Source organism: Pseudomonas saliphila (assembly GCF_008638345.1).
In the GTDB taxonomy this organism is placed as follows: domain Bacteria; phylum Pseudomonadota; class Gammaproteobacteria; order Pseudomonadales; family Pseudomonadaceae; genus Halopseudomonas; species Halopseudomonas saliphila.
The window spans coordinates 56,617-69,917 of record NZ_VTVA01000001.1 but is presented as its reverse complement, the minus strand read 5'-3'; the positions used below and the strand labels follow the sequence as shown (position 1 = coordinate 69,917).

Annotated in this window: 10 protein-coding genes; 7 read left to right on the top strand and 3 right to left on the bottom strand. The window is 60.4% G+C overall.

Annotation, left to right across the window (positions count from 1 at the left end):
- The first annotated feature begins 134 nt into the window (after positions 1-134).
- The 4 genes from dinG to FHK95_RS00280 all read left to right on the top strand — a co-directional run bounded on the left by dinG (position 135) and on the right by FHK95_RS00280 (position 5,265).
- A complete protein-coding gene (dinG, locus tag FHK95_RS00295; RefSeq protein WP_150302595.1) occupies positions 135-2,267 on the top strand; it encodes an ATP-dependent DNA helicase DinG in 2,133 nt (710 codons plus the stop codon).
- Positions 2,268-2,448: 181 nt separating this feature from the next.
- Positions 2,449-3,621 carry a serine hydrolase domain-containing protein gene (locus FHK95_RS00290; protein ID WP_150302594.1) on the top strand — a complete coding sequence of 391 codons (1,173 nt, stop codon included), beginning with the start codon at positions 2,449-2,451 and terminating at the stop codon, positions 3,619-3,621.
- 68 nt (positions 3,622-3,689) lie between these two features.
- Positions 3,690-4,331 (top strand): pyridoxamine 5'-phosphate oxidase, encoded by a 642-nt coding sequence (gene pdxH / locus FHK95_RS00285; protein WP_150302593.1) that lies wholly within the window; start codon positions 3,690-3,692, stop codon positions 4,329-4,331.
- Between the two features lie 106 nt (positions 4,332-4,437).
- Complete coding sequence (locus FHK95_RS00280) at positions 4,438-5,265, top strand: SDR family oxidoreductase (protein ID WP_150302592.1); 828 nt, start codon at positions 4,438-4,440, stop codon at positions 5,263-5,265.
- Here the strand turns inward: FHK95_RS00280 and FHK95_RS00275 are convergent.
- A complete protein-coding gene (locus tag FHK95_RS00275) occupies positions 5,240-6,490 on the bottom strand; it encodes a TIGR03862 family flavoprotein (protein ID WP_150302591.1) in 1,251 nt (416 codons plus the stop codon). The two genes, FHK95_RS00280 and FHK95_RS00275, sit on opposite strands and share 26 nt — an antisense overlap.
- A gap of 222 nt (positions 6,491-6,712) precedes the next feature.
- Between FHK95_RS00275 and tesB the strand changes: the two genes are divergently transcribed.
- The 3 genes from tesB (at position 6,713) to FHK95_RS00260 (ending at position 10,480) form a co-directional block, all read left to right on the top strand.
- Positions 6,713-7,576 carry an acyl-CoA thioesterase II gene (gene tesB / locus FHK95_RS00270; RefSeq protein WP_150302590.1) on the top strand — a complete coding sequence of 288 codons (864 nt, stop codon included), beginning with the start codon at positions 6,713-6,715 and terminating at the stop codon, positions 7,574-7,576.
- 3 nt (positions 7,577-7,579) lie between these two features.
- Complete coding sequence (locus FHK95_RS00265) at positions 7,580-8,176, top strand: HAD family hydrolase (RefSeq protein WP_150302589.1); 597 nt, start codon at positions 7,580-7,582, stop codon at positions 8,174-8,176.
- Between the two features lie 267 nt (positions 8,177-8,443).
- Positions 8,444-10,480 carry an LTA synthase family protein gene (locus FHK95_RS00260; protein WP_150302588.1) on the top strand — a complete coding sequence of 679 codons (2,037 nt, stop codon included), beginning with the start codon at positions 8,444-8,446 and terminating at the stop codon, positions 10,478-10,480.
- Positions 10,481-10,511: 31 nt separating this feature from the next.
- On the opposite strand, the gene nadC is transcribed toward FHK95_RS00260, so the two are convergent.
- Together nadC and FHK95_RS00250 are read right to left on the bottom strand one after the other, a co-directional pair.
- On the bottom strand, positions 10,512-11,360 hold the full coding sequence (gene nadC / locus FHK95_RS00255; protein WP_150302587.1) for a carboxylating nicotinate-nucleotide diphosphorylase: 849 nt from the start codon (positions 11,358-11,360) through the stop codon (positions 10,512-10,514).
- Between the two features lie 95 nt (positions 11,361-11,455).
- A complete protein-coding gene (locus FHK95_RS00250; RefSeq protein ID WP_150302586.1) occupies positions 11,456-12,823 on the bottom strand; it encodes an alanine/glycine:cation symporter family protein in 1,368 nt (455 codons plus the stop codon).
- Positions 12,824-13,301: the final 478 nt, after the last annotated feature.

Genomic DNA, 13,301 nt, shown 5'->3' with positions numbered 1-13,301 from the left:
GTTGGGCGAGTAGCTTCGATGCTAGCGCAGCCAGCTTCAAGCGGAAATTGATCAGGATGCGCGATCGTCATCGGTCCGACGCGCCGTCGAGCCGTCCGCAAAATGGTATGATGCCCGCCTTCCCGGGAGCCCGCATGCTGAACGACGACCTTAAAGGCCAGATCCAGACGGCCTATCGCACTTTCCTCGAAAACAAATCTCTGAAGCCGCGTTATGGCCAGCGGGTGATGATTGCCGAAGTCGCCAAGGTATTCGGCGGTGTGGACCTGGATGACGAGGGCCATCGTGACGGCGAGCCAGCGGTGGCGGTCGTCGAGGCGGGTACGGGCACCGGCAAGACGGTGGCCTATTGTCTTGCCGCCATTCCCATCGCCAAACACCTAGGCAAACCCCTAGTCATTTCCACGGCGACTGTCGCGCTGCAGGAACAGATAGTGCTCAAGGATCTTCCCGATATCCAGCGCAATGCCGGGCTGGACTTCCAGTTTTCTCTGGCCAAGGGCCGGGGGCGTTACGTGTGTCTGTCCAAGCTGGACCAGCTGTTGAATGACAATCAGCAAGCGGCCAGTCGGCAGCAGGGCTTTGCCGACGAAGGCTTCCGCATCGATATCGACGAAGCCGGGCTCAAGCTTTACACCAGCATGGTCGAGGCGCTGGGCAGCAATAAATGGGATGGCGAGCGCGATTCCTGGCCGGCGGCGCTGGATGATCAGGACTGGTCGCGCCTGACCACCGACCATATCCAGTGCACCAACCGGCGCTGCGGACACTTCAATCAGTGCGTGTTCTACAAGGCGCGCGAGGGCGTGCAGAAAGTTGACGTCATCGTCACCAATCACGATCTGGTGCTCGCTGATCTCGCCCTGGGAGGCGGGGCGATTCTGCCCGACCCGCGCAACTGCCTGTATATCTTCGACGAAGGGCATCACCTGCCGGACAAGGCGATCGCCCACTTCGCCCACCACACCCGCATGAACGCCACGGCCGAATGGCTGGACCAGCTGGACAAGAATCTGTCCAAACTGTTGGCGCAGCATCCGCTTCCCGGTGACTTTGGTCGGCTGTTGGAACAGGTCCCCGCGCAGGCGCGAGACCTGCGTCCGCACCAGCAATTCATGACCCAGGCACTGGCCGAGGCCGGCGATTTCGCCAATATCGAAGACCTGACCGGTACCATGCGCCCGCAGCACCGCTTCGAGCATGGCGTGGTGCCAGAGCACCTGCGGGAGATGGGCACAGAGCTGAAGGGTGGTTTCGGCCGCATCACCGACCTGCTGCAGCGGATGGTCGATATCCTCAAGGAGGCGATGGATGGCGAGGCCGTCGGCGTGCATCAGACCCAGGCGGAGGAGTGGTATCCGTTATTCGGGGCGCTGCTGGCGCGGTCCGAGGGCAACTGGACGCTGTGGACCAAGTTCTGCCTGGAAGATCCCGAGGACAAGCCGCCCACCGCGCGTTGGCTGACCTTGACTGAGCAGAACGATATCGAAGTGCATGTCAGCCCGATTTCGGCGGCCGATACCCTGCGCCAATTTCTCTGGTACAGCGCCTTCGCCTGTCTAGTGACATCGGCCACGCTGACCGCACTGGGACGCTTCGATCGCTTCAGCCACCGCGCCGGCCTGCCGAAGAGTGCGGTGTGCACCTTGGCGCCGAGCCCCTTCAAGTACGCCGAGCGCGGGGTGCTGCGGATTCCGGATCTGGGCGCAGATCCGCGTGACAGCGCCGGGCACAGCGCGGCCATCATCGAGCGCATGCCGGCTATGCTCGACGATGCCGCCGGCAGCCTGGTGCTGTTTTCCTCGCGCCGGCAAATGCTCGAAGTGTATGCGGGCCTACCCAGTGCCTTCCGCGAGCGCGTGCTGGTGCAGGGTGATCTGTCCAAGCAGGAACTCATCCGCCAGCATCGCGAACGGGTCGACAACAAACAGCAGAGCGTGATTTTCGGTCTGGCCAGCTTCGCCGAAGGCGTCGACCTGCCGGGCGCCTATTGTGAACACGTGGTGATCGCCAAGATTCCCTTTGCCGTACCGGACGACCCGGTGGAGGCTGCGCTGTCGGAGTGGATCGAGCGCAACGGCGGCAATCCCTTCATGGAGATCGCCGTGCCCGATGCCTGTTTACGGCTGGTGCAGGCCTGTGGTCGCCTGCTGCGCAGCGAGCAGGACAGCGGTGTGGTCACCTTGCTGGATCGCCGGCTGGTCACCCAGCGCTATGGAAAAGCCATCCTCAACGCGCTACCACCGTTTCGCCGCGAAATCGAATAGCCTCTGCCTAGGGCGCAGCGCGCCTGCGCTACGCCAATCTCCCCGCTTCACGGAGCCCCGTCCGTTAGCAGAAACATCAGCCCCACGCATAAATCCCCGATCGCCATGCTTATCAGCGCTGCATTCTGTCGTTGACTGCGCTTAAATAGCCGCACAACAACAGGCTGACCGGGAGCATGGGATGAGCAAGGTTCAAGGGTACTTCGACCCCCGTTTTGAAACCGTACGGGAAATTTTCGCCGAGCAACTGGATGACGAGCAGGCCCGCGGCGCGGCGCTGTGCGTCACGGTCGGTGGAGAAACCGTGCTGGATCTCTGGGGTGGCGTGGTCGACAAGGACAACCAGCAGGTCTGGGAGCAGGACACCCTGGTCAACGTATTCTCGGCCACCAAGCCCCTCGGCGCGGTAGCGATGCTGCAGCAGGTTGCGGCCGGTCGCATTGGCCTGGATACGCCGCTGGCCGAGGTCTGGCCGGACTTCGCTTCCGCCGGTAAGGAAAACGTGACCCTGCGCCATGTGCTCGGCCACCGGTCCGGCTTGTCGGCGATCAGTCAGACGCTGCCGCCTGAAGCCCTGTTCGACTGGCAGGCAATGTGCAATGCACTGATCGCCCAGGCCCCCTGGTGGACACCCGGCGAATCGCATGGCTACGCGCCGCTGACCTACAGCTGGCTGCTCGGTGAGCCGTTGCGCCGGCTGAGCAATCAGCGTCCGGGAGCCTATGTCCATGAGCATATATGCCAACCGCTGGGAATGGACTTCTTCGTCGGGGTACCCGACGTCGAGTTGCCGCGCCTTGCCCACGTCTCGCGCTTGCGCAACCAGTTCGGTGACGATTACGCCAAGGCGCTGTTCATGGCCATGGGCAAGCCGGACGATTTGCCCTTCAAGGCCTTCGCCAACCCGTCTAGCCTGCTGACCAGTACCAACCGCGTTGAATGGCAGCAGGCAGAACTGCTGGCCGCCAACGGCAGCGGCAACGCCCGGGCGCTTGCGCGTTTCTGGCAGGTGATGGCGCACGGTGGCTCCTTTGACGGCGTGACCTTGCTCAGCGATGAACTGGTCGCGTCGATGCAGCAGGAACACAGCCAGGGCATGGATCGTACCTTGCGCGCCCCCACCCGTTTTGGCCTGGGCGTCATGCTTGAACAGGATTATGAAGGCGGCTCTTTCGGTATGGGACCAACCGCGTATGGCCATCCCGGTGCAGGCGGTACGCTGGGCTTCTGTGATCCAGAGGCGAAAGTCGGCTTCGGCTATGTCACCAATGCCATGGGGCCCTACGTGCTGATGGATCCGCGCGCGAGCGCATTGAGCCGTGCGGTCTATTCGGCACTGCGCAGCAGGGATTAGTTGTCCCAAAGCAAATAAAGCAGAGCTTGCTGGTGCTAGGATTATCCAATCAGTAAAGGAGCCTTTTGATGAAGACCAGTATTGCCGACCTGCGCCGCAACTATACCCGTGATGGATTGCTCGAAAGCCAGGCGCCGCAGGAGCCTTACAGCCTGTTTGCCACCTGGTTTGAGCAGGCTGTGGAGATCGAGACCACCGAGGCCAACGCCATGATGCTGGCCACCGTGGATGACGCCGGCCAGCCACATCTGCGCACCTTGCTGCTCAAGGGTGTGGATGAACATGGTTTCGTATTTTTCAGCAATTACCAGAGCGCCAAGGGCGAGCAGCTGCGCACGCATCCCCGGGCGGCGATGACCTTCTGGTGGCATGACCTGGAACGTCAGGTGCGTATCGAGGGGGCAGTCGAGCGGGTCAGCGACGCCGAATCCGACGCTTACTATCAAAGCCGTCCGCTGGGCAGTCGTCTGGGTGCCTGGGTGTCGCCGCAGAGCCAGATGATCGAAGGTCGCGAGGTGCTGGAACGCAAGCTTGCCGAGCTGGAAGAGCAGTATGCCGACCAACCTCCACCGCGTCCGCCACACTGGGGTGGCTACCGCTTGCAGCCGCAGCTGATCGAGTTCTGGCAGGGACGCCCCAGCCGTTTGCATGATCGGTTGTGCTATAGACTGGAAAACGGCATATGGCAGCGGAAGCGGCTGGCACCCTGAGTATGGAGGGTGGCGCGGCGCCTGGTAGCGGCTGATCATGGGCACTGCTTGCACATGACCGCGTTCTGTCCCAATCTGCTATGAAAAAGCAGGGCGGAGAGCGCACATGTCCAAGGGGCAGTTCTATCAGAAAGTGGTGGTCATCACTGGTGGCTGCGCCGGCATCGGGCGTGCATTGGCGCTACGTTTTGCCCACGCTGGCGCGCGCATAGCGATCCTCGATATACAGGACGAGACCCTGGTCGCCTTCCGCCAGCAACTGACAGACAAGGTCAACGCCGAAGTGCTGGCACTGCATTGCGATGTCGCCAATGAGCGCCAGTGTGAAGAGGCTATTTGTCAGGTGATCGAGCATTATGGCGGGATTGATGTGCTCATCAATAATGCCGGCATTACCCAGCGAAGCCTGTTTGCCGAGACCGACCTGGCGGTGTTCCGGCGCATTATGGACGTGAACTACTTCGGCGCGCTGCACTGCACCCATTTCGCTCTGGACAGCATTCTCCAGCGACGCGGGCAGATCATTGTGCTCAGCTCGCTATCCGGTTTTGCTCCGATGCTCTACCGCAGCGCGTACAACGCTAGCAAGCACGCCCTGCACGGGCTCTTCGAGACGTTGCGGATGGAAGTGCAGGAGCGCGGGGTAAACGTCATGCTGGTAACGCCCGGTTTCACTGCTACCGATATCCGCAAGAACGCGCTGGTAGGCGACGGCTCGATCAGCGGCCAGAGTGTGGCACCCTCGTTCAAGGTCTCCTCGCCGACCGATGTGGCCGATGATATCTATCACGGCGCCTGCAAGCGCAAGCGGCTGATGATTCTGTCCAACGTGAATTGGCGGGCGCAGTTGTTTGCCCGCCTGTTTCCTCGGGCCTTCGAGCGCTGGATGGTGCCGAGACTGTCCGGCGTCAAGCCGGCTGACCGATCCAGTTGAGTGCGCCAAGCGCCGCGTGTCGGCCGCTGGCAAAACAGGCGGTGAGCAGATAGCCGCCTGTTGGCGCCTCCCAGTCGAGCATTTCGCCGGCGCAGAAGGTGCCGGGCAACGCGCGCAGCATCAGCTGATTATCCAGTGCCGAGCGGCACACCCCCCCAGCGCTGCTGATGGCTTCATCCAGTGGTCGGGTGCCTGTCAGGCGTATCGGCAAAGCCTTGATACCAGCGGCCAGACTGGCGGATTCGGTGATAGCGTCTTTGGCGAGGCATTCATGCAGCAAGGCAATTTTCACCGGGTCCAGCCCGGCTCGCTTGCGCAGGATCGACGAGAGCGACTGGCCTTTTCTCGGTTGCTGCAAGGCTGCGCTCAGCTCGGCCAGGCTGCGGTCCGGCGCCAGATCCAGGGTCAGTCTGGCTTCGCCGCAGGCTGAGAGCTGATCGCGCAATTCGGCGGACAGTGCATAGATCAGGCTGCCTTCAAGGCCGTCGTGGGTCACCACACATTCCCCGCGCCGCTCAATAAAGGTCTTGTCCGGCGCGCTGACGCTGGCGATCACCTGCTTGAGCGGCGCCCCGGCGAAGCGGTTTTGCATGTGCGCGCTCCAGTCGGCGGTAAATCCGCAGTTGGCCGGCAACAGTTCACGAATCGTTACGCCCCGGGCGCTCAGTAGCGAGGTCCAGGCGCCATCCGATCCCAGGCGCGCCCAACTGCCGCCGCCGAGCGCCAGCACAACGGCACTGGCGTGCACGGATGTGATGCCCGCAGGGGTGGCGAATGAGAGGTGCCCCTGTGCATCCCAGCCCAGCCAGCGATGCCGGGTCTGGATGTCGACCCCGGCTTCACGTAGCCGCCGTAACCAGGCGCGCAGCAGCGGCGCAGCTTTCATCTCTACCGGGAACACCCGGCCTGAAGAGCCGATGAAGGTGTCGATATTCAGATCGTGAATCCAGTCACATAGCCGGTCCGCATCAAAGGATTCCAGCCATTCGGCAACCCAGGGACTGGCTTCGCGGTAACGCTGGATGAACGCGGCTTTCGGTTCCGAGTGAGTAATGTTCATCCCGCCGACGCCGGCCAGCAGAAATTTGCGTCCTACCGAGGGCATGGCATCGTAGACGGTAACCCGGGCGCCGGCGCGTGCCAGGGTCTCGGCGGCCATCAGGCCCGCCGGGCCGCCGCCAATAATGGCAACTGACGAATCAGCAGAAATGGGTTGGCTGTGCACGATAGTAGTCTCTGTCTGACGGCGGGGCGCTGCAGTTTAACCCTGGAGTCAACTATTCTGATAATGAGGTTGAGTGTTTTAGTCCTGTTTGCCGCGCCATACTCTAAGTGCGTGAGGTATGCAGGCAATGTAAACTCGCCTCCCCAAATTGCTGCGACACGGAGTCGCGGCAGCTCTCTCAGTTGTTCAGGCTGCGGCCGATGTTGTCGAGGAATGTAACCTATGACCCAGATGCTGGATGATCTGGTTAGCCTGTTGGCGCTGGAAAAAATCGAAGAGAATCTGTTCCGTGGCGCTAGCCAGGACCTGGGCTTTCGCCAGTTGTTTGGTGGTCAGGTATTCGGCCAGTCACTCTCGGCGGCGACCCAGACAGTGGATCCCGAGCGCCACGTGCACTCGGCCCACGGCTATTTTCTGCGCCCTGGTGACGCGACATTACCGATCGTCTATCAGGTGGATCCTGTGCGTGATGGCGGCAGTTTCACTACGCGCCGGGTGCAGGCCGTACAGAAGGGTAAGCCGATATTTACGCTGATCTGTTCCTTCCATGGCGAGGAGGAAGGCTATCGCCATCAGACAACGATGCCTGATGTACCTGGTCCTGATGACCTGCTCAACGAAACACAGCTGACCCGCCAGTATCGACATCTGATACCGGAAGCGTTGCGTGACAAGGTGCTGGTCGACAAGCCGATCGAAATCCGGCCGGTGGGCATTTTCAATCCGTTCAATCCGGAGCCTGCCGAACCGGTTCGCTATATGTGGTTCCGCGCGGACGGCAAGTTGCCTGACGATCCGCAACTGCACCGGTATCTGTTGGCCTATGCGTCGGACTTCCATTTGCTGGGTACTGCATTGCTGCCCCATGGTATCTCCAGCTGGGGCGGGGAAATGCAGGTCGCCAGCCTCGATCACGCGCTGTGGTACCACAATCCGCTGCGCATGAATGAGTGGTTGCTTTACGCCATGGAAAGCCCGGTCGCCAGCGGCGCACGGGGCCTGTCGAGGGGCCAGATATTCAGCCAGGACGGCGTTCTGGTGGCATCAGTGGTCCAGGAATCCCTGATGCGCAAAATGCCCGGTTAACCCATGAAAGATTTGCACGGATGGATCTTCGATCTGGACGGCACGCTCACGGTCGCTCAGCACGATTTTCCGGCGATTCGCCGGGAACTGGGTATTCCGCCGGATGAGGATATCCTCGGACATATCGCACGGCTTCCGGTAACGCACCGGCAGGACCTGAGTGCACAGCTGGATGCCATCGAGCTGCGTCTGGCCGCCGGTGTGCAGGCAGCACCCGGCGCCGCAGAGCTGATCCGCCATCTGCATGCACAAAATCTGCAATTGGGTATCCTCACCCGTAATCTGCAGTCGGTAGCAATGGCTTCGCTCGACATTATCGGCGTGCTCGACTGCTTCCAGCCTGAGTATGTGTTGGGACGCAATGAAGCGCTGCCCAAACCCGATCCGGATGGTATTCATCAGTTGCTGGAGGCCTGGCGACTGCCCGCATCCGAGGTGATCATGGTCGGCGATTTTCGTTTCGATGTGGAGACTGGTCGGGCCGCGGGCTGCCACACTTGCCTGGTGCATCCGCAAAACAGCTGGCCAGATCTGACCGACTGGCATGCCGCTGACTGCCTGAAGCTGCTTGACCGGATTCGTTGCCTCGCCGAGGCGTGACTGGGTCGCGTTGGAACGCGCTGGACGGCATGCTGCCGGTCAACTCCCGGTTGCCTGCTGACAGTCAGCGGCTGTACAGTGCCGAGCGGTTCAGCCGGTACCATTGTCTGCATGGCGGACAGCTGCCGATGGTCGACCCAACAACGCTTGCGCCCGGACTCGGTGGGAACGGAACGCTTTACGCTCGCCATGGGCGTCCTCGCCCGGTTTGAACAACGGCAAGCCTGACCTCTCGGGTGGCCAATAGAGACTATTTTAGGAGCCAATATGGCCTGGTTGCATTCACGGCGCCTGCACTATTTTGTGGGCGGAGTGGCGGTTCTGTTTCTGCTGCTGGTGGCGTTGCGCGGCATCTTTCTGGTGGCGTTCTCGTCGGTGGATCCAGGTGTTGACCAGCCCTGGGGCCTGGTACTCGAAACATTGGGCGTCGGCGTTCGTTTCGACCTGCGCCTGGCTATCCTGTTAATGCTGCCGACGATGTTCCTGGCCTGGTTACCCTACTGGAACAGCTTGCGCTCGAAGCTGCTGCGCTGGGTGGGTCGCACCTACCTGCTGCTCGCGTTGGCGGTCATCCTGGTGATCTATTTCCTCGATTTCGGACACTACGCTTATTTGGGCGTGCGTTTGAACGCCTCGGCATTGAAGTTTATCGCCGACGTGCAGATTTCCCAGCAGATGGTCTGGGAAAGCTACCCGGTGGTGTGGATTACTCTGGGGTGGCTGGCGCTGTTGCTGCCGGTGTTCTACGCACTCTGGTCTCTGGAAAAGATCACCCTCAATCGCCGGGAGAAGCGCATCAGCCTGTGGTCGCGGATCGTCGGCAGCGTGGCGATGGTCATTGTGGTGTTCCTGGCGCTGCTCGGCCGTTACAGCAACCTGAACCTGGAAAACCCGGTGCCGCTGCGGTGGAACGATGCGTTTTTCGCCGGCGACACGCAACTGGGTGCGCTGGGTTTGAATCCGGTGATCTTTTTCTACGATACCTTGCTGGTTCCGCAGGATCGCTATGACCTGGAGCAGGTGCGCGAACATTATCCCCAGATCAGCCAGTACCTGGGCGTGGCCGAGCCGGATGCCGAGGCGCTGACGCTATCGCGCCAGGTCGCGCCGCACTCGCATCAGCTGGCTGCTGCGCAGTCGCCTAACGTGGTGTTCGTGATGCTGGAGTCCCTCGGCACTACCGCAGTCGGTGTCTACGGTAACCCGCTGGACCCAACCCCGAACCTGGACCGCATGGCCGGTGAAAGCTGGTTCTTCCGTCACTTTTATGTGCCGGTCACAGGCACTGCCAAGACGGTCTGGGCCAGCATTACCGGGATTCCGGATGTGTCGCGCCAGGAAACGGCCACGCGCAACCCCTTGATCACCAACCAGCACACCTTGATCAATGCGCTACCCGACTATCACAAGATCTACACCATCGGCGGCAACTCCGGATGGGCCAACATGAACGCCCTGATCCGGCAGAGCATAGACGGCATCAAACTCTACGAGGAGGGCGGCTGGCAGTCGCCGAATGTTGATGTGTGGGGTATTTCTGACCTGGACCTGTTCAAGGAAACCGACCAGATCCTGCGCGACCTGCCGAAGGACAAGCCGTTCTTTGCCTATATCCAGACAGCTGGTAACCATCGGCCTTTTACGATTCCGGAGAATAATGACGATTTCCAGGTGATCGACAGAACACTTGAAGAAGTCCAGGCGGCGGGCTCGCGCAGCGTGGAGCAGTACAATGCCGCACGGCTGCTGGATTACAACATCGGGCGCTTCATGGAGATGGCGAAGGAGAGCGGCTATTTCGAGAACACCATCTTCGTGCTGTTCGGCGACCACAATACGCGTATTGCCAACATCGATTACATGAAGCCCGCCTTCGACAAGCTGGGTCTGGAAAGCAACCACGTGCCGATGCTGATTTACGCCCCTGAACTGTTGAAGCCAAGAGAGTTTGAGGAGGCCGTGGGTCTGGCCGATCTGCTGCCCACCGTGGCGGGCTTGCTCGGCCTGGACTATGAGAATCGTACGCTTGGGCGTGATCTGCAGATGCCTGCACCAGAAGGAGAAAGGGTTGTGCCATTGGTGCTGCGTGAAGGCTCCTTCCCGCTGATTGGCGCGGTGACCAAGGATTTCCTGTTACAGATGAACTATGACGGCAGCAATCCCAGCCTGCATGATCTGGACTCGGACACGCCATTGGATAATGTCGCTGAACGCTACCCCGAGGAATATCAGCGGCTGCTGCCGCTGACGCGCGGTCTGTACGAAACATCGCACTATATGCTTTACGAGAACGTGCGCGACTGAACCAGGTGGCCGGCGCAATGCCGGCCGTTCCTTACATGGTCAGGCGCATCGACAGGTCAACGGCGCGGACATGTTTGGTCATGCCGCCGATGGAGATGAAGTCCACGCCGGTTTCGGCGATGCTGCGCAGCGTCGCCTCGGTGATTCCGCCGGACGCTTCGAGCTTGGCTTTACCTGCTGCCAGCCCCACCGCTGTACGCATGTCCTCATGGCTCAATTCGTCCAGCATGATGATATCTGCGCCACCATGCAGTGCCTCTTTCAGTTCCTCAAGGGTTTCCACTTCGACTTCCACCGACTTGTTCGGTGCCAGGCTGCGCGCCTGCGCAATGGCCGCATCAATCCCGCCACAGGCGGCAATGTGGTTCTCCTTAATCAGAAAGGCATCGAACAGGCCGATCCGGTGGTTATCACAGCCACCACAGGTCACCGCATACTTCTGCGCCATGCGCAGGCCGGGTAGCGTCTTGCGGGTGTCCAGCAGGCGCACGCCGGTATCTTTGACCAGGTCAGCGTAATAGCGGCTGCTGGTGGCGGTCGCGGAAAGCGTCTGGATGAAATTCAGCGCCGTGCGTTCGCCAGTCAACAATCCGCGCGCCGGCCCCTCGAGCTTGCAGAAGGGCTGGTTGGCTTCGATCCGGTCGCCATCGCTGGCAAGCCACTGCACCCGGATAGTTGGGTCGATTTGGCGGAACACCTCGTCGGCCCAGGCGGTGCCGCATAGCGTGGCCGTCTCGCGGGTGATGATGGTCGCGTTGGCGTGCCGGTCGGCGGGGATCAGTGCAGCGGTGATATCGCCGTCACCGACATCCTCGGCCAATGCGCGCCGCACATCCTCTGGAATGATGGTCTGCAGGCTTTCGAGGGTCAGGTTGGGCATGAGATAGGGCTCCGTCGCACGTAATTGATGGCGGCGAGTATACCCGATTGGCAGGCGAAGCCCGTCCCGGGCGGGACGGGCTGTTTGCTTATCGCTTACTGTGTATCGGCAACTGCCGCTGGATTATTGAAGTAATCCTTGGTCAGTCGGAAGACTACCGGGCTGAGCATCAACAGTGCCAGCAGGTTAGGAATAGCCATCATCGCGTTCAGGGTGTCGGCCACTAGCCAGATGGTGCCCAGATCGATCATCGGCAGGGTGCCGAGCGGAATCGCAATGACCCAGAGAACACGGAAGGGTATGTTGGAGCGCTCACCGAACAGGAACTGGGTGCACTTTTCGCTGTAGAAGCTCCAGCCGATGATGGTGGTGAAGGCAAAAATAGCCAGACCGATACTCACAATGTATTGGCCCCAACCACCCGGAAGGCCCAGATTGAACGCATGGGCAGAGAGTGATGCACCATTTTCGCCACTCTGCCAGGCACCGGTCACCATGATCACCAGTCCGGTGATCGAGCAAATGATGATGGTGTCGATGAAGGTGCCGAGCATTGCAACCGTGCCTTGGCGGATCGGATTGTTGGTCTTGGCTGCGGCGTGGGCGATAGGTGCACTACCCAGGCCGGCTTCGTTGGAGAACACACCGCGGGCCACACCGAAGCGAATTGCTGCCCAGATGGTTGCACCGGCAAAGCCACCGGCTGCGGCGGTCGGGTTGAATGCGTGGTAGAAGATCAGCCGCAGTGCCTCGGGAATCTCGCTGGCATGGGTGATGAGAATGATCAGACCACCCCCGACATAGAAGATCGCCATGATCGGGACCAGCTTGCCAGCAACCTCACCGATACGCTTGATGCCGCCAATCAGTACCAGTGCAACCAGTACGGCGATGACCAGGCCGGTGATCATTGGCTGAATGCCAAAGGTGCTCTGCAGTGCATCGGATACCGAGTTGGACTGGATGGTGTTACCGATACCAAAGCCCGCCAGCATACCGAAAATCGCGAAGAGCACGCCCAGCCATTTCCATTTGTGTCCCAGACCATTACGGATGTAATACATAGGCCCGCCGACGTGGTTGCCCAGTGCATCCTTTTCACGGTAATGCACGGCAAGTACCGCTTCGCAGAACTTGGTGGCCATGCCGACTACCGCGATGACCCACATCCAGAACAGGGCGCCCGGCCCGCCAAAAAAGACGGCGGTCGCCACGCCAGCGATATTCCCCGTGCCGACGGTAGCCGACAGGGCGGTCATCAAGGCGTTAAAGGGGCTGATGTCGCCTTCCTCGGTGCTTTTCCTGCCCCGCCACAGCATGCGGAAGCCATAGAACAGCTTGCGCTGTGGAAGGAGCTTGAGGCCTAGCGTCAGGTACAGGCCCGTTCCCGCCAGCAAGGCCAGCATGGCCGGTCCCCAGACCACGCCGTTAATGGCGTTGATGATGGATATGAGTGATTCCATTTTGTTGGGCTCTCCAGAGAATTTTAGGTATTCATTTTCAAGGCATGGTCCAAGCGCATCTCAAGAACAACGAGTTTCTGCATGCCTGCTGCAACGAAAAGACACAAAATTGCCAGCAGTTCGAGCATAAACCAGAATGCCAATATGCGCTGCAAACGGCGCGCCAGGATTCTGATCTTTTTGGTCGCTGCGTCTCGGCTGCTCGGAGTAGGCCTTGAAGACAAGGCTGCGGACCGAGAGTGAGACGGGCACGTGAAACCGAGAAAAAAGAAGTTGAAGTCCCCCCAGATCAGACTAGAATTAATTGACGCCAATTTAATGCCGATGCGAGATTGTCGAATAGCGTTGCGTGCCTTCGAATATGACTTCCCAATTTCAGGCACGGGCGTGTAGCAAGTCGACCGGGAGTAGGGCACTCCAGGCTGGCGTCATCCAATAGAGCAACGCGGCTCGCGACCAACGTCTTGACCAGTCGGTG